15 protein-coding genes and 1 riboswitch are annotated in these 15,882 nt (G+C 74.8%); of the genes, 3 read left to right on the plus strand and 12 right to left on the minus strand.

Annotated elements, in window-relative coordinates:
* Positions 1-56 precede the first annotated feature (56 nt).
* The 5 genes from ribH to ribD are packed head-to-tail and all read right to left on the minus strand — an operon-like array spanning position 57 to position 4,614.
* Positions 57-542: a 6,7-dimethyl-8-ribityllumazine synthase gene (gene ribH, locus RVR_RS03650; protein ID WP_202232459.1), complete on the minus strand. Its 486-nt coding sequence runs from the start codon at positions 540-542 to the stop codon at positions 57-59.
* Complete coding sequence (ribA, locus tag RVR_RS03655) at positions 539-2,071, minus strand: GTP cyclohydrolase II (RefSeq protein ID WP_202238361.1); 1,533 nt, start codon at positions 2,069-2,071, stop codon at positions 539-541. The genes ribH and ribA overlap by 4 nt, the downstream gene beginning before the upstream one ends.
* Positions 2,072-2,076: 5 nt before the next feature.
* Positions 2,077-2,760, minus strand: a complete 684-nt coding sequence (gene pnuC / locus RVR_RS03660; protein ID WP_202232460.1) for a nicotinamide riboside transporter PnuC — start codon at positions 2,758-2,760, stop codon at positions 2,077-2,079.
* Positions 2,757-3,449, minus strand: a complete 693-nt coding sequence (locus RVR_RS03665; RefSeq protein WP_202232461.1) for a riboflavin synthase — start codon at positions 3,447-3,449, stop codon at positions 2,757-2,759. Before RVR_RS03665 ends, pnuC begins: the two co-directional genes overlap by 4 nt.
* A 1-nt stretch (position 3,450) precedes the next feature.
* On the minus strand, positions 3,451-4,614 hold the full coding sequence (gene ribD / locus RVR_RS03670) for a bifunctional diaminohydroxyphosphoribosylaminopyrimidine deaminase/5-amino-6-(5-phosphoribosylamino)uracil reductase RibD (RefSeq protein WP_430393101.1): 1,164 nt from the start codon (positions 4,612-4,614) through the stop codon (positions 3,451-3,453).
* Positions 4,615-4,740: 126 nt separating this feature from the next.
* Positions 4,741-4,871, minus strand: a riboswitch (FMN riboswitch).
* A gap of 956 nt (positions 4,872-5,827) precedes the next feature.
* On the opposite strand from ribD, the gene RVR_RS03675 reads away from it, so the two are divergent.
* Both RVR_RS03675 and RVR_RS03680 read left to right on the plus strand, forming a co-directional pair.
* Entirely contained in the window at positions 5,828-6,691 is an 864-nt protein-coding gene (locus tag RVR_RS03675) for an NAD-dependent epimerase/dehydratase family protein (RefSeq protein ID WP_202232462.1), read from the plus strand.
* 233 nt (positions 6,692-6,924) lie between these two features.
* A complete protein-coding gene (locus tag RVR_RS03680) occupies positions 6,925-7,926 on the plus strand; it encodes a DUF5995 family protein (RefSeq protein ID WP_202232463.1) in 1,002 nt (333 codons plus the stop codon).
* Here RVR_RS03680 and RVR_RS03685 read toward each other — a convergent pair.
* The 6 genes from RVR_RS03685 to RVR_RS03710 form a co-directional block, all read right to left on the minus strand.
* Positions 7,887-9,605: a flavin monoamine oxidase family protein gene (locus tag RVR_RS03685; RefSeq protein ID WP_202232464.1), complete on the minus strand. Its 1,719-nt coding sequence runs from the start codon at positions 9,603-9,605 to the stop codon at positions 7,887-7,889. The two genes, RVR_RS03680 and RVR_RS03685, sit on opposite strands and share 40 nt — an antisense overlap.
* Entirely contained in the window at positions 9,602-10,420 is an 819-nt protein-coding gene (locus RVR_RS03690; protein ID WP_202232465.1) for a carbon-nitrogen hydrolase family protein, read from the minus strand. The genes RVR_RS03685 and RVR_RS03690 overlap by 4 nt, the downstream gene beginning before the upstream one ends.
* A gap of 213 nt (positions 10,421-10,633) precedes the next feature.
* The gene (locus RVR_RS03695; RefSeq protein ID WP_202232466.1) at positions 10,634-11,647 is read right to left on the minus strand and encodes a DUF2382 domain-containing protein; all 1,014 of its coding nucleotides are present in this window, start codon (positions 11,645-11,647) and stop codon (positions 10,634-10,636) included.
* A gap of 137 nt (positions 11,648-11,784) precedes the next feature.
* The gene (locus RVR_RS03700) at positions 11,785-12,240 is read right to left on the minus strand and encodes an Lrp/AsnC family transcriptional regulator (RefSeq protein WP_202232467.1); all 456 of its coding nucleotides are present in this window, start codon (positions 12,238-12,240) and stop codon (positions 11,785-11,787) included.
* A gap of 53 nt (positions 12,241-12,293) precedes the next feature.
* Positions 12,294-13,733: a GuaB1 family IMP dehydrogenase-related protein gene (locus tag RVR_RS03705; RefSeq protein ID WP_202232468.1), complete on the minus strand. Its 1,440-nt coding sequence runs from the start codon at positions 13,731-13,733 to the stop codon at positions 12,294-12,296.
* Positions 13,734-14,003: 270 nt separating this feature from the next.
* The gene (locus RVR_RS03710) at positions 14,004-14,168 is read right to left on the minus strand and encodes a hypothetical protein (protein ID WP_202232469.1); all 165 of its coding nucleotides are present in this window, start codon (positions 14,166-14,168) and stop codon (positions 14,004-14,006) included.
* Positions 14,169-14,324: 156 nt separating this feature from the next.
* Between RVR_RS03710 and RVR_RS03715 the strand changes: the two genes are divergently transcribed.
* The gene (locus RVR_RS03715; protein ID WP_202232470.1) at positions 14,325-14,630 is read left to right on the plus strand and encodes a barstar family protein; all 306 of its coding nucleotides are present in this window, start codon (positions 14,325-14,327) and stop codon (positions 14,628-14,630) included.
* Between the two features lie 114 nt (positions 14,631-14,744).
* Here the strand turns inward: RVR_RS03715 and RVR_RS03720 are convergent, their stop codons facing one another.
* Positions 14,745-15,740, minus strand: coding sequence for a sugar-binding transcriptional regulator (locus RVR_RS03720; RefSeq protein ID WP_202238363.1), 996 nt, complete (start codon positions 15,738-15,740; stop codon positions 14,745-14,747).
* Positions 15,741-15,882: the final 142 nt, after the last annotated feature.

A 15,882-nucleotide genomic window follows, 5' to 3' on the forward strand; every position in this document is an offset into this window, starting at 1 on the left:
TGGTCCCTAGCGTACGGGGAAGTGGCCGGGGACCACCGCCACAGTTCGGATGCTGGTCACCGCCAGGGTTCGGACACCGAACGCAGGGTCGCCGCGGTGGCCACCGCCGCGGTCACCGCTTCGTGGCCCTTGTCCTCGGCGGAGCCGGGCAGCCCGGCGCGGTCGAGTGCCTGCTCCTCGTCGTCGCAGGTGAGGATGCCGAAGCCGACCGGCACCCCGGTCTCCACGGCGACCTGGGTGAGTCCGTTGGTGACGCCCTGCGAGACGTACTCGAAGTGCGGGGTGCCACCGCGGATGATCACGCCGAGGGCGACGATCGCGTCGTAGCCGCGGCCGGCCAGCACCTTGGCCACGACGGGGAGTTCGAAGCTGCCCGGCACCCGCAGCAGGGTCGGCTCCTCGATCCCGAGGTCGCGCAGCGCGCGGACCGCGCCGTCCACGAGGCCGTCCATCACCTGGGTGTGCCACTGCGCCGCGATGACGGCGACCCGCAGGTCCCCGCAGTTCTTCACGGTCAGTTCCGGGGCGCCCTTGCCGCTCACGTGTCTCCTCTGGTCGTGCGTCGTTCGGTGCGGGGAATGTTGCCGGGAATGTTGCCGGGGGTGGTGCCGGGAATGGTTCCGGGGGCGGCCGGGGCGGTGCCGGGCACCGTCGGGACGGTGCCGTCCAGCCACGGCAGTTCGTGGCCCATCCGGTCGCGCTTGGTGCGCAGGTACCGGACGTTGTGCTCCCCGGCGGCGACCGGCATCGGCTCGCGGGAGAGCACGTCCAGGCCGTACCCGGCCAGCGCCACGGACTTCGCCGGGTTGTTCGTCATCAACCGCAGCGAGCGCACCCCGAGGTCGGTGAGCATGTGCGCGGCGGCGGCGTAGTCACGCGCGTCGGCGGGCAGGCCCAGTTCGAGGTTGGCGTCGAGGGTGTCCCGACCGCGCTCCTGGAGCTCGTAGGCGCGCAGCTTCGGCATCAGGCCGATGCCGCGGCCCTCGTGGCCGCGCAGGTAGAGCACGACACCGCGCCCGGCGGCCGCGATCTCGCGCAGCGCGGTCTGAAGCTGCGGTCCGCAGTCGCAGCGCAGCGAGCCGAAGACGTCGCCGGTCAGGCACTCGGAGTGCACCCGGACCAGCACGTCGGTGCCGTCGCCGAGGTCGCCGGCGACCAGCGCGACGTGCTCGGCTCCGTCGGCGGTGCCGCGGTAGCCGTACGCGCGGAACTCGCCGTGGGCGGTCGGCAGCCGGGTGCTGGCCTCGCGGCGCACCCCGCCCGGCGCGACCGGTTCGGCCGGCGCGGCGCGCCCGCCCGGCGCGACCTTCGCGGTCGGCTCCACCGCCGCGGCCCGCTCGGACCGTTCGGACGGCACGGACCGTTCGGACGGCGCCGAGTCGGCCGCGCGCCGGTAGGCGATCAGCGCCTCGATGGAGATGATCGCCAGGCCGTGCTTGCGGGCGAACGGCACCAGCTCCGGGAGCCGGGCCATGGTGCCGTCCTCCTGGGCGATCTCCACGATCGCCGCCGCCGGCCGCAGTCCGGCCAGCCGCGCGAGGTCCACCCCCGCCTCGGTGTGGCCGGCGCGCACCAGCACCCCGCCGGGGCGGGCCGCGAGCGGGAAGACGTGGCCGGGCCGGACGAAGTCGCCGGCCCGCGCGGCCGGGTCGGCCAGCAGCCGGATGGTGGCGGCGCGGTCGGCGGCGGAGATCCCGGTGGTCACGCCGTGCGCCCCGCTCGCGTCCACGGACACGGTGAACGCGGTGCGCATCGACTCGGTGTTGGACTCCACCATCTGCGGCAGTTCGAGCCGGTCCAGCTCCGGGGCCTCCATCGGCACGCAGATCAGCCCGCGGCACTCGTTCATCATGAAGGCGACGATCTGCGGGGTGATCCGCTCGGCGGCCACGACGAGGTCGCCCTCGTTCTCCCGGTCCTCGTCGTCGACGACCACGACGGGGCGGCCCGCGGCGATGTCGGCGACGGCCCGCTCCACCGGGTCGAGGGTGAGGCCGTCGGGCCGTCCGGTGCCGGGGTCCTCGACCCGGTCCTGCCCGTGGTCGCGCCGGCAGTCGTGGGGTGCGGTCATGGCCGTCATGCCCTCGCTCCTTCCACGGTGGTGACGGGCTGCCGCGGCTGCGGTCCGCCCCGTTCGCCGGTGGTCCGGCGTGTCTGCTGCCACCAGGCGTACATCCCGGCGATCACCAGGACGAAGTAGATGATGTAGACCAGGCCGGAGAACGGCAGCCCGCTGTGGAAGTTCAGCGGCACGCCGACCACGTCGACGGCCAGCCACGCGAACCAGAACTCGACCCAGCCGCGGGCCTGCGCGTACATCGCGGCGAGGGTGCCGACGAAGATGTAGGCGTCCGGCCACGGGTTCCACGACAGCTTCGGGAAGGCGAGGAAGAGCGAGGCGACCGCCACGGTGCCCAGCCCGGTGGCGACCACCAGCACGGCCCGCTCGCGCCAGGTGGCGAAGCGGATGGCCAGCCGGCCGGAGCCGCCGCCGCTGCCGCGCCGCCACTGGTACCAGCCCCACACGGCGACGGTGATCACCACGAGCTGCTTGCCGACCCCGCCGCCGAGGTGCGCGCCCCAGAACGCGGCCACCAGCACCACGCCCGACAGCAGTTGGACCGGCCAGGTCAGCATCGCCCGCCGCCAGCCGAGCGCGAGCGCGGCCAGGCCCAGCAGGTTGCCGATCATGTCGGACCACACCACGTGCTGGTCGAAGGCGGTGAACGCCTCGCTGTTCAGCCAGTGCACGACGCTCACCGCCCGGCCTCCGCCCGCGGCGCGCCGGCGCCGGTTTCCGCGACCGGGGCGGTGCCCGCGGCCGGGGTGCTGCCCGCGGCCGCGACGCGAGCGGGGACGGCGCCCTCGCCGAGCATCCGCTCGACGTACTTGGCGATGACGTCCACTTCGAGGTTCACCGGGTCGCCGGGCTGCTTGATGCCCAGCGTGGTCAGCGCGAGCGTGGTCGGGATGAGGCTGACGGTGAAGGAGTCCGGTCCGGCGTCGACCACGGTCAGGCTGATGCCGTCCACGGTGATGGAGCCCTTCTCGACCACGTAGCGGGCGAGTTCGGCCGGCAGCGCGACCTTGACGATCTCCCAGTGCTCGCCCGGCACGCGCTCCAGCACCGTGCCGGTGCCGTCCACGTGCCCCTGCACCAGGTGGCCGCCGAGCCGGCTGCCGAGCGCCATCGGCCGCTCCAGGTTGACCCGGGAGCCGGGCGCGAGCGCGCCGAGGGACGAGCGCCGCAGCGTCTCGGCCATCACGTCGGCGGTGAAGGCGCCGTCGGGCAGGTCCACCACGGTCAGGCAGACCCCGTTGACGGCGATGGAGTCGCCGTGTTTCGCGCCTTCGGTGACGACTGGGCCGCTCACGGTGAAGCGGGAGGCGTCGCCCAGATCCTCGACGGCGGTGATCTCGCCCAGCTCTTCCACGATTCCGGTGAACACGTCAGCTCTCCTGGGGTGCGGTGGGGACGTCGGCGGGGGCGGCGGCGCTGACGACGGCGGCAGCGGCGGCGACGGGGACGGCGGTGAGGCGCAGGTCGGGTCCGAGGCGGTCGACGCCGGTCACGTCGAGCCGCAACGCCTGCGCGATGGTGCTGATTCCCCCGCCGTCGAGCGCGGCGGGGCCGGCGCCGAGCAGCGCCGGGGCGAGGTACGCGGTGACGGCGTCGACGTATCCGGCGGCCACGAACGCGCCGGCGAGCGTCGGCCCGCCTTCGAGCAGCACCGCGCGGACCCCGCGGGCGAGCAGTTCGGCGAGCAGCGCGGCCACGTCGATGCCGCGGCCCTGCGGCGCGTACGGCAGCCGGACGACGTCCACGCCGGCGAGGTGGGCGGTGTCCGCGTCCTCGCCGACGGCGATCAGGGTGGGCGCGGCGTCGTCCAGCACCCGGGCGCCCGCGGTCGTACGGGCCCGGGTGTCGACGACCACCCGCAGCGGCTGGGTGACGCCGTCGATGCCGCGCACGGCCAGGTGCGGGTCGTCCGCGAGCAGGGTGCCCGAGCCGACCACGACGGCGTCGGCCTCGGCGCGCAGCCGGTGCACGTCGGCGCGGGCCTCGGACGAGGTGATCCACCGGCTGGAGCCGTCGGCGGCGGCGATCCGGCCGTCGAGGGTCGCGGCGTACTTCCAGCGGACGTGCGGCCGGCCCCTGCGCACCGAGGTGAGCCAGGCGGTGTTGACCGCCGCGGCCTCGTCGGCGAGCAGGCCGCCCGCCACGTCGAGGCCGGCGTCGCGCAGGGTCCGCGCGCCGCCGGACGCGACCGGGCTGGGGTCGGCCACCGCGTACACGACGCGGGCCACGCCCGCCTCGATCAGCGCCTGGGCGCAGGGACCGGTACGGCCGGTGTGGTTGCAGGGTTCCAGGGTGACCAGCGCGGTCCCGCCGCGGGCCCGCTCGCCGGCCGCGAGGAGCGCGTGCACCTCGGCGTGCGGTCCCCCGGCGCGCTGGTGCCAGCCCTCGCCGGCGACCCGCCCGGCCGCGTCGAGGATCACGCAGCCGACCACGGGGTTCGGCGCGGTCGCGCCGAGAGCGCGGGCGGACAGCGCGACGGCGCGACGCATCGCGTCGGCTTCTGCACTGGTGGCCACCGGGTCCTCCTGCCTCATCAGGCACGGACTCCGGGGCGAGGGAACTGACGGGCTCCCACTCGACGGACCGACCGGTCCCGCACGCGCCGGTCCGCGCCTGCGCACGGACCCGCCCCTACGGCGGCCTTCCCGAGTGAACGCCCGCCGCGCACTGCCTCCCATCCGGACTTTCACCGTCGGTCCAGGAGTTTCACCTGGTCAACCGACCGCTGGCTGCGGCCGGGTCGCGGACTGTAACCGCCGGTTCGGAATTGCACCGACCCCGGAGTGCGCGAACGTCACTACTGCGATCAAGTCTGCCACGGGGGCGCGGCCCGGCTCCACCCCCTTCTTGTGCGCTCGCTCACACGGGCGCGCCGAGGGGCGCGCGGCCGCGCGGGCGGAAGGGCGGGCGAACCGCCGCACAAGGGACGAGGGTCCCACGGGGTGCGCGGCAGGGGGCTCCGGGACGTGCGGGGCGCGCGGAACATCCGGGATGCCCGAGTCGGGGGCTCGACCGCCGGCCGACCGCGTGGCGGGGCGGGAGCGAGCGGTCCGGCGGATGCGCACGGGGGAATCGAACCCGCCGGACCGTGTCTCCACGTTAGCGCGCCCTCACGGAACGTCCGAGACCGAGTCGGACAAATACAGTCGCGCGAACACGCCATGGCACAGGCGCGCGCATCTCCCTTGCCAGGCAAGGGAGTTGACCCTCAGGCACAGGCGGACACCGGGGGCCGCCACCCGCCGGGGCGGGCCCGTCCGGCGACAGGACCCCCGGCCCCGCGGCGGGCACCACCCCCGCCGCCGGCCCCCTCCGGCGCGGCGCGGGACCTCGCGGTGGCGCGCCGGCCCCCCACCGGGGTCCACCCGGAGCACCGCGCCTCCGGGCGCCGCACCGCCACCGCGTGATCGCCCCGCGGGCGCGCGAGCGGCGGTCGCCGGCGACGCGTGGCGACGGTCCCGGCGGGAACCGGCCCGCGGGCGCGTCCGGCCGCGGGTCCTTCGGCCAGGCGACCTCGGGTCCCTCGACCGGACGACCTCGGCTCCTTCGGCCGCGGGCGACCTCGGGTCCCTCGGCCGGACGGTCGCGCGGCGGCATCCAGGGACCGGCGCTCCCCGGATCGGCTCGTCTCTCCCGCCCCGCCCCGGCCCGGCGCACGGTGGGAGGCGACCCCGGCGGGGCACCGGTCGGCAGCCGCCGGCCACGGCCCCGCGGGGTCGGACACCGGACACTTGCGAGGAGCACGTCATGAGGATTCTGGTCACCGGAGCCACCGGCCAGGTGGGCCGCAGGTTCGTCCCCCGGCTGATGCAGCGCGCCGGGCGCGGGGACGACACCGTACGGGTGCTGGTCCGCGACGAGGCGCGCGCGGAGCCGTTCACCCGGCTGGGGGCGGAGGCCGTGGTGGGCGAGCTGCGCGACGGCGCCGACGTGCGCAGGGCCGTCGAGGGGGTCGACGCGGTGGTCAACGTCGCGGCGTCCTTCCGCGGCGTGCCCGACGAGGAGGTGTGGGCGGTCAACCGCGACGCGGCGCTCGACCTCGGCCGGGCCGCGGTCGAGGCGGGCGCGCGACGGTTCGTGCAGGTCAGCACCAACCGGGTGTACGGCGCCGGGCGCGGCCGCCCCGCCCTGGAGGACGACGGACCGCTGGCCGGCAACAGCCGGCTCCCGGGCACCGCCTACCCCGACTCCAAGTGGGCGGCCGAGACCGGACTGCTCGCCCTGGACGGCCTCGACCTGCGCATCGGCCGCCTCGCCTTCGTCTACGGCGAGGGCGACCCGCACCTGGACAACGCCCTGCCCTGGGCCAAGGCGTGGCCCGGGCACCAGCGCCTCCAGATGGTCCACCACGCCGACGTCGGGCAGGCGCTGCTGCGGCTGCTGTACGTCCCCGGGCTGGCCGGGCGGATCTACAACATCGCGGACGACGCGCCCGTCACCTCCGTCGACCTGCTCTGGCTGGGCGGCGTCGAGCCCTCCCCCGAGGCCGCCGACCGCGTGGTCACGGACCCCTGGGACGGTGTCGTCTCCACCGCGCGCATCCGCGACGAGCTGGGCTTCCGGCCGATCTACCCCTCGGTGTGGACCGCGCGGGACGCGGGCGCGCTGTGACCCGCCGGGAGTGCGGTCCGGGCGCGCTGTGACCCGCCGGGAGTACGGCCCGGACCCGCCGTGACCCGCGGGACTCCCGGTCCGGGCCTCGCCGACGGGCCGGGGCAGGCAGGCGAGGCGGCCGGGGACAGCCGGGGGCAGGGGGCGAATCGTTTCGCCGGCGCGTCGGCCGTCACGGCGACATCGCCGCGCGGCGCGGGAGGCGGCGGCGGGGCGGTGCGGAAGCTGGGGGGATGACGACGACGGCACAGTGGAGCGCGCCGGGTGACGTGGCGGACGTGGTGGGGCGGATGCGGGCGCTGGCGGTACGGCTGCCGCCTGCGGACGGGGTCGCGGTGTTCAACCGGGTGTACCTGGCGGTCACCGAGGAGTTCGCCCGCCGGCTGGGCCGCGGCCGCTTCTCCGACGGCCCCGAGGCGGCGGAGCTGGCGGTGCTGTTCGCCGGGCGGTACCTGGCGGCCGTCGAAGGCGCGGGCGGTCCCGAGGCGGAGGCCGGAACCGGGGCCGGAACCGGGGTCGGGACCGGGTCCGGGTCCGGGGCCGGAACCGGGGTCGGGACCGGGACGGAGACGTGGGCCGGGACCGGGGACGTGACCGGGGGCGCCGCGGACGGCAGCGGCGGTGCCCCCGCCTGCTGGCGCCCGCTGCTGCGGGCCCGGGCCGACCCGGACGTCCGGCCGCTCCAGTTCGCTCTCGCCGGCATCACGGCCCATGTCGGCCACGACCTCGCGCTGGCCGTGGTCGACACCTGCCGGGCCACCGGCCGCTCCCCCGCCGCGGTCGCCCCCGACTACGCCGAGGTGGGCGCGGTGCTCACCGCCATCGAGGTCCGGGTCCGGGAGGAACTGATGCCCGGCCCCGACCTCCTGGAGCGTTTCGACCCGCTCACCCACGCCGTCGCGTCGTGGTCCCTGGCCCGCGCGCGGGACGGCGCGTGGGCCACGGCCCGGCTGCTGTGGGCGCTGCGCGACCGCGGGGAGGCGTACGCCGACTGCGCCCACGGCCTCGACGCGTCCGTCGGGGCGATGGCCTGTGCCCTGCTCGCGCCGTTCCCGGTCGGCGCCGACCGCCTCGCCCGGCGGCCGGCGCTCGGCGTGTCCCACCCGGACCCGGCGGCACGGGCGGCGCAGGCGGCTCCGCCCCTCCCGGTCCTGCCGATCCTGCCGATCCTGCCGGTCCCGGGGTCCCAGTGGTCTCAGTCCTCCGGCAGCAGCACCGGCGCGATCTCGTCGTAGCGGTCGCCGGGGCCGGGGTTGAGCGGGTCGGTGGCGCCGCCGAGGTGGTGCATGACGCCCCACACCGCGTTGAGCGCGGTCTGCACCGCGCCCTCGGCCCAGCCGGCGGTCCAGGACACGTCGTCCCCGGCGAGGAAGATGCCGCGCTGGTCCGCGGGCAGCAGGTCCTGCACGAAGTGCGTGAACAGCCGCCGCTGGTAGCGGTAGTGGCCGGGCAGGTTGGCCTTGAACGCGCCCATGAAGTAGGGCTCGTCCTCCCAGGACACCGTGACCGGGTTGCCGATGACGTGCTTCCTGATGTCCACCCCGGGGTAGATCTCGCCGAGCGACTTGAGCATGACCTCCATCCGCTCGTGCGCGCTCAGCGGCAGCCACTTCGAACTGTCGTCGCACCAGGTGTACGACAGGCAGATCACCGCCGGCCGGTCCGGTCCGTCGTCGAGCAGGTAGGTGCCGCGCGTCATCCGGTCGGTGAGTGTCATCGACATGGTGTCGCGGCCGGTGCGCGGGTCCTGGTCGAGCCAGAACGGCCGGTCGACCGGGACGAAGAGCTTGCTGGACTCCATGTAGTGGGTGCGCTCGATCGCGGTCCAGTGGTCGATCGGGAAGAGCGACTCGTCGCAGGAGATCTTCGACAGCAGCATCCAGCTCTGCGCGGTGAACACCGCCGCCCGGTAGCTGCGGATGTCGCCGGTGGCGTCGGTGACGGTGATCCGGTTGCCCGCGGTGCGGTGCAGCCCGGTGACCGCCGGGCGCGGGACACCGCCGTGCAGCGAGCGCAGCGAGGTGCCGCGCGGCCAGTGCAGCAGCTTGTCCGGCTCGCGTTCCCACAGCCGCAGCGGGAGCTGCCGGCTGCCGCCCACGATGCTGTGGTGGTCGTCGTCGGCGCCGGTGTAGACCACCCGCAGGATCTCCAGGATCGAGTTCGGGAAGTCGGTGTCCCAGCCGCCGGTGCCGAAGCCGACCTGGCCGAAGATCTCCCGGTGCCGGAAGGACGCGAACTGCGGTGCGGCGCACAGGAATCCGTAGAAGGTCTGGTTGTCCAGGCGCTCGACCAGACCGGACCAGATCTCCCTGATCCTCGGTACGTCCCTGGCGCGCAGCGCCTGCTGCATCGCGGAGAAGTCGGCGCCCTCCTCCAGGCAGGCGTTCCAGGCGCGCATCACCTGGTGGTAGACCTCGGGCAGGTCGTCGACCGACGTGGCGTAGTGCGATCGGCCCTTGAGGTCCACGACGGTCGAAGGGGTGCAGGGCGCCAGCGGGTTGGGGAACGGCCGGGTGGCCAGCCCCACCAGGTCGATGTAGTGCCGCAGCGCGGTGGAGGACGGCGGGAAGCGCATCGCGCCCATCTCCGCGGTCAGCGCGCCCGGTTCGCCCACCGCGCCGAACCCGTCGAAGGCGACCGTCCGCAGCCGGCCGCCGATCTCGCCCGCCTCGTAGAGCACCGGCCGCAGGCCCATCCGCATCAGCTCGTAGGCGGTCACGAGGCCGGACAGGCCGCCGCCGATCACGGCGACCTCGGTGCCGTGCGCGGTGGGCGGCACCGATCCGAGCCCGGCGGGGTGCGCGAGGAAGTCGTCGTAGGCGAAGGGGAAGTCGGGGCCGAACATGGTGACGGGGGGTTCGGCCTGGGCGCGGGCGTGTCCTTCGTCGTGGATCGCGGTGGGCACGGACGTCATCGGGCGGTTCTCCTGGCGGCGAGCGAGCCGTACAACTCGGGGCGGCGGTCGGTCAGATACGGGTTCTGCTCGCGGGTGGTGCGCAGCAGGTCCAGGTCGACGTCGGCGACGAGGAGTTCGGGGCCCGCGCCGGCCCGGGCGCGCACCACGCCGTCGGGCCCGGCCAGGCAGCTACCGCCGACGAAGTCGTAGTCGCCCTCGGGGCCGCAGCGGTTGACGTAGGCGATGTACATGCCGTTCTCGAACGCCCGTACCGGCAGCAGCGTTTCGGGCACGAACTCGTACGGGCGCATCAACGCGGTGGGGACGACGAGCAGTTCGGTGCCGGCCAGCGCGTGCGCGCGGACCGCCTCGGGGAACTCGACGTCGTAGCAGATCAGCAGGCCGATCCGGACGCCGTCCAGGGTGGCCTGGACCAGCGGGCGGTCGCCGGGGGTGAACACGGAGCGCTCGTAGTCGCCGAACAGGTGGGTCTTGCGGTAGTCGGCCAGCACGCTGCCGTCCGGCCCGGTGAGCCGGGCGGCGTTGTGGACGCGGTCGCCGTCCAGCTCGGGGTAGCCGTGCACGATGGCGACGGCGTGCCGTGCGGCGATGCCGGCGATGTGCCGCGCGGCGGGCCCTCCGGCCGGTTCCGCCACCTCGGCGACGGCGTCCCCGAGGGCGTAGCCGGTCAGGAACATCTCGTCGGTCACCAGCAGCCGCGCGCCGCGCGCCGCCGCCTCGGCGGCCGCCTGCTCCAGCGCCGCGAGGCTCTCCCGCGTGCTCGCGGGCAGCCCGCGGGGGCCCTGCAACAGCCCGGTCCGCAACGCTTCCACCGTTCCCCGCCTCCTGGCGACCGGATACGCCCCGCCGCGGCCCTCCGCGGCTCAGCCGGTCCCCTCCGTCCTCCGGCGGCGACAAGGCGCGAACATTGCGCCTGTGGCCCCGATCCGTTGCGTCCCGCCGGGCAGGAACGGCGATGTGTTGCGCGCACGCGGGCGCCCACCCCGGTGAAGGGGTGGGCGCCCGTCCGGATCGCCTGAGGCGGCTCAGACGGAGCCTTCCTCGTCCGTGGACTTGGCGGAGCGCTCGGTGCCGGGCTCACCGGTCATCTCGGTCTCGATCCGCTCCTTGCGGACCCGGCCGTGCACCCGGCGCTGCTCGGTGTGCTCCTCGACGCGCATCCGCACCCGCTCCTTGGCCACGACCTCGGTCTCGACCACGGGCTTGTCCTCGTGGAGCGTGACGACCCGCTCGGACTCGGTGATGTCGCCGGCGCGGGCGCCGCGGTCCGCCTCGGCGATCGGCGTGCGTTCGAGGCGTACCTCCTCGTGGACGATCGGTACGGTCTCCTCGACCTCCTCCACGTCGACGTACTTGTGCAGCCGGGCCTTGCCGGTCGCCTGGCGCTCGACCCTGACGTGCATCTCCTCCTCGGAGCGGGTCATCGCCTCCTCGCTGTCCGCGGCCCGCGCGTCCGCGGAGCCGATGCGCTCGGCCGCGCCGGTGCGGCCCGCCGCGTAGGCGGCGGTGCCGGTGCCCGCCTCGCTGCCGGACATCTCCGGGTCGGTGGCCTTGCCGGACGCGGTGCCCGAGTCCGCCATGTCCGCGCGGTCGCGGCGGGCGTGCCGACCGCGCCCGGCGGCGCCGGCCGCGCCCGCCGCCCCGGCCGCGCCCCCGGCGGCCGCGGCCTTCTCGCCGGTGCCGCTCTTCGTCCCCGCCTCGGGCGAGCCGGAGTCGCCACGCGTCTCCAGGCCGTAGTAGCGGTACAGGTGCCGTTCCTCCTCGGCGGACAGGTGCCCGCCGGAGTCCACGTCGACGTTGGGCGCGCCCTTGACCTTGTCCTTCTCGTACGGCACCTCGACGTGGTCCTGCACGATCTTCGCGGCGCGGGTCGGCACGAACGTCTCGTTGTTGCCGAAGAAGCCGGTTTTGACCGTCACCCATTCCGGAAGGCCGGTGGCGTCGTCCAGGTACATGTGCTTGGCATCGCCGATCTTCTTCCCCTGCGCGTCGTGGACCGGATGGCCCACGACCTGGGGGATCTGCTCGCGCGTGATCATGTCGCCTCCTCGGGCTGCCGGGGCCCTTTCCCGGTCTCACCTCACCGCGTTGCCCCATTCAGACCGACAAAACATATCCACTCATCCCAATGCGGACATTTCAGGTGGAGACGCCCCCGGGAGGAGCCCCGCTCGGCTCAGGACGGGCCCGCCGCGCCGTAGCGGCGCAGCAGCGGCGACAGCACCAGCACCGAGCGGGTCCGGCTGACGAACGGCTCCCCGGCGATCCGCTCCAGCACCTGCTCGAAGTGGCGGACGTCGGCGGCGAAGACCTGCACGACCGCGTCCGCGTCACCGGTCACGGTCGACGCGGACGCCACCTCCGGATAGTGCGCGAGCCCCCGCCGGATGTCCGCGGGCGACGTGTTGTGCCGGCAGTACAGCTCCACCAGCGCCTCGGTCTGCCAGCCGAGCGCCGCGGGGTCCACCCGTACGGTGAACCCCGTGATCGCGCCGGCCGCCAGCAGCCGGTCCACCCGGCGCTTCACCGCGGGCGCGGACAGGCCCACCTCGGCCCCGATGTCCGCGTACGAGCGCCGCGCGTCCGCGGCCAGGGCGTGCACGATCCGTCCGTCGATCTCATTGAGCGCCACAGCGGGAGTCTCGCACGGGCCGCGGGTCCGGCCCCGACCCGCCGCCGGGGCGGCTACGACCAGCTCGCGTACAGCGGCTTGCCCTCGGCGTAGCCCGCGGCGCTCTGCACCCCGACCACCGCGCGCTCCGCGTACTGGGCCAGCGAGGACGCGCCCGCGTACGTGCAGGAGCTGCGCACGCCGGCCACGATCGAGTCGATCAGGTCCTCCACGCCGGGCCTGGCGGGGTCGAGGAACATCCGGGAGGTGGAGATCCCCTCCTCGAACAGCGCCTTGCGCGCCCGGTCGTACGCCGACTCCTCACTGGTGCGGTTGCGCACCGCGCGGGCGGAGGCCATGCCGAAGGACTCCTTGTACAGCCGGCCGTCGGCCGACTGCTGGAGGTCGCCCGGTGACTCGTGCGTCCCGGCGAACCAGGAGCCGATCATGACGTTCGAGGCGCCGGCCGCGAGCGCCATGGCGACGTCGCGCGGGTGGCGGACCCCGCCGTCGGCCCACACGTGCCGGCCCAGCCGCCGCGCCTCGGCCGCGCACTCCAGCACCGCCGAGAACTGCGGCCGCCCCACCCCGGTCATCATGCGGGTGGTGCACATGGCACCCGGTCCGACCCCGACCTTGACGATGTCCGCCCCGGCCTCGACCAGGTCGCGCACACCGTCGGCGGCGACCACGTTGCCGGCCACGACCGGCACCGCCGGGTCGAGCGCGCGGACCGCGCGCACCGCGGCGAGCATCGACTCCTGGTGGCCGTGCGCGGTGTCGACGACGAGGGTGTCAACGCCCGCGTCCAGGAGCTGCTTCGCCTTGCCCGCCACGTCGCCGTTGATGCCGACGGCCGCGGCGATCCGCAACCGCCCGCCGGCGTCCACGGCCGGGGCGTACAGCGTGGCGCGCAGCGCGCCGGTACGGGTGAGGATGCCGACCAGCCGGCCGTCCGCGTCGACGGCGGGGGCGAGCCGGCGGTGGGCGCCGTCCAACCGGTTGAAGGCGTCCCGGGGGTCGATGTCCGCGTCGAGCACCAGCAGGTCGCGGGACATCACCTCGGACAACTGGGTGAAGCGGTCCACGCCGGTCAGGTCGGACTCGGTGACCACGCCGACCGGCCGGCCGTCCTCCACCACCACGCCGGCGCCGTGCGCGCGCTTGGGCAGCAGGGACAGGGCGTCCGCGACGGTCTGCGAGGACGCCAGCGTGATCGGGGTGTCCAGCACCAGGTGGCGCCGCTTGACCCAGCCGATGACCTCGGTGACCACGTCGATCGGGATGTCCTGCGGGATGACGGTCAGGCCGCCGCGGCGGGCGACGGTCTCCGCCATCCGGCGGCCGGCGATCGCGGTCATGTTCGCGACGACCAGGGGGATGGTGGTGCCGGAGCCGTCGGGCGAGCGCAGGTCCACCGCCTGCCGCGAGCCCACGGCGCTGCGGCCGGGCACCATGAAGACGTCGTCGTACGTCAGGTCGTACGGGGGCTGGACATCGTTGAGGAAACGCATACCGACTCTCTCACCTGCGGTTTTACGGGGGGGCTGGCGGGGAGTCAGCGCGGGTCGGACCCGGGTCCGGCCGCGGCTCCTCGTGCCATCCTCCCCGAAGTCCGCTGGTCACGGCGCCTCACGGCGGGCTCTTCGTCGAATCGGCGTACCCCGGCCCGCCCCCGGTTCGTATGATCCTCCAAGCGTCGCGCCCGCCACCCCCGCGACCCCGCTCTCCCCGTCGCGCCCGCCGTGCCGGACACCGACCCGCCGGGGACCGAAGGACGGCCCTCAGGAGCCGCCGCCGCGCCGGACCGCCCAGACCACCAGCGCGACGACCGCGACGAGGATCAGCACCACCAGGAACGGCGTCGGCAGGCTCCCCGAACCGCCGCTGCCGTAGCTGTGGTGATGGGTGATGTGGCTGTGCACGCGCGTCAGTCCCCCGAGTTTCATGGCCATGATCGTAGGGGCGGCCGCGCGCCGGAACGGTTCCGTCCGCGTCACAGGCGTGCCACAGGGAGGGGCGGGCGGGGGCGCCCCTCCCGGGGACACAGCGTGGCAAATAGCCCTTATCGGGCATTCCACGACATCCTGTGGCAGCATCGGCGCATGCTCGTGCTCGATCTGACCGGCGTCGGCGACCGGCAGGAGTTCATGGACCGGGTCTCCGCGGACCTGCGGCTGCCCGACTGGTTCGGGCGGAACTGGGACGCGCTCGCGGACTGCCTGACGGACCTGTCCTGGTGGCCGGTGGAGCCCGGCGGCCGCCGCCTCCACGTCCGCAACTGGCAGGGGTTCGCGGCGCGGCTCCCGCGGGACTGGCGGATCGTCAAGGACATCCTGCGCGACGCCGAGCTGTTCTGGCGCCACACCGACAGCGAACTCTCGGTCACCGTCGAGGACGACGTGCCCTGAGCCGCCCGGCGACGCATACGGAGACCGTCGGTCCGCCGGACCCGGGACCGCGGACCGGGACCGCGGACCCCGCACCTCCGGACCCGGCCGGCCCGGGGCGGCCCGGAGCGGGGCTCAGCCCCCGGCCAGGGACCCGTCGGGGTCGGCCCGGTCCAGGGCGGGCCGGGGCGCGGGCCCGGTGGAGTTCAGCAGGTGGTCCGCCGCGGCCGTGTCGGTGACCAGGCTCGTCACCAGCCCGGACCGCAGCACCGCGTTGATCGCCTCGGCCTTCCGCTTGCCGCCCGCGATCGCCAGCACCTCGGGAATGCGGCGCAACCGGTCCGCGTCGATGGTGATGCACCGCTCCCGCAGGTCCCGCCCCACCCGGCGCCCGCCGGCGTCGAACAGGTGGGAGGACATCTCCGCGGCCACCCCGAGGCTCGCGTAGTGCGCGCGCTCGGCGTCGGAGACCGCGTCGTACACCGTGGAGATCCCGGCCTCCCACGAGCCGATCGAGACGACCGCCACGGTGACCTTCTCGAAGTAGCTCATCGCGGCCGCGATCTGGCTCTGCGCGCGCAGCGCGGACGCGGTGGCGGAGTCGCCGAGCACCATCGGCGCGTACAGCGGGTGCGCCTCGCCACCGGAGACGGCCGCCGCGGTGCGGACCGCCTCCACGGAGCCGCGGTCGGTGCCGACGTCGTAGACCCCGGTGAGCTGCACGACGGTGCAGGGCGCGAGCCGGTCCAGCGCGTTGGCCATGGTGATGATGGAGCGGCCCCAGGCGAGGCCGAGCACGTCGCCGTCGCTGACCAGCTCGCCGAGCAGGTCCGCGGCGACCGCGCCGAGGTTCTCCGGGTCGGGCGCGTCGGCCTGGTCCGCGGGGGTCTCGACGACCACCGCGTGCCGCAGGCCGTAGTGGGCGCGCAGCGCGTCGGAGCGCTCGGCGTCGAGCTCCGCGGGCACTCTGATCTCGATCCGCACCAGGTCGCGTTCGAGCGCGGTCTCCAGCACCCGGGCCACCTTGAACCGGCTGACCCCGAACTCCTCGGCGATCTGGATCTTGGACTTGCCCTCCAGGTAGAAGCGACGTGCCATCGCCGCCGCCTGGACCATCTCGCCCGGGCCCATGCGCACCTGTGCGCGGCCTGTGGTCACGTCGCCTCTCCCCAGTCACCCATATGATCAGCTCCGCTGCCATCCTCCCAGACTCCGGCGGTTACGGACACGCAAGCGGCGGCCGGGCGCGGCCGATCCGCCGGCGCGCGGCGAT

This window comes from Streptomyces sp. SN-593 (assembly GCF_016756395.1).
GTDB classification, from domain to species: domain Bacteria; phylum Actinomycetota; class Actinomycetes; order Streptomycetales; family Streptomycetaceae; genus Actinacidiphila; species Actinacidiphila reveromycinica.

Excerpts from the sequence above, each read along its gene's own strand:
- RVR_RS03680 (WP_202232463.1), top strand. The coding sequence starts at position 6,925 with ATGACGACGACGGCACAGTGGAGCGCGCCGGGTGACGTGGCGGACGTG.
- ribA (WP_202238361.1), bottom strand. The coding sequence starts at position 2,071 with ATGACCGCACCCCACGACTGCCGGCGCGACCACGGGCAGGACCGGGTC.
- RVR_RS03715 (WP_202232470.1), top strand. The coding sequence starts at position 14,325 with ATGCTCGTGCTCGATCTGACCGGCGTCGGCGACCGGCAGGAGTTCATG.
- RVR_RS03675 (WP_202232462.1), top strand. The coding sequence starts at position 5,828 with ATGAGGATTCTGGTCACCGGAGCCACCGGCCAGGTGGGCCGCAGGTTC.
- RVR_RS03685 (WP_202232464.1), bottom strand. The coding sequence starts at position 9,605 with ATGACGTCCGTGCCCACCGCGATCCACGACGAAGGACACGCCCGCGCC.
- RVR_RS03710 (WP_202232469.1), bottom strand. The coding sequence starts at position 14,168 with ATGAAACTCGGGGGACTGACGCGCGTGCACAGCCACATCACCCATCAC.
- RVR_RS03720 (WP_202238363.1), bottom strand. The coding sequence starts at position 15,740 with ATGGGCCCGGGCGAGATGGTCCAGGCGGCGGCGATGGCACGTCGCTTC.
- RVR_RS03695 (WP_202232466.1), bottom strand. The coding sequence starts at position 11,647 with ATGATCACGCGCGAGCAGATCCCCCAGGTCGTGGGCCATCCGGTCCAC.
- RVR_RS03705 (WP_202232468.1), bottom strand. The coding sequence starts at position 13,733 with ATGCGTTTCCTCAACGATGTCCAGCCCCCGTACGACCTGACGTACGAC.
- ribD (WP_430393101.1), bottom strand. The coding sequence starts at position 4,614 with ATGAGGCAGGAGGACCCGGTGGCCACCAGTGCAGAAGCCGACGCGATG.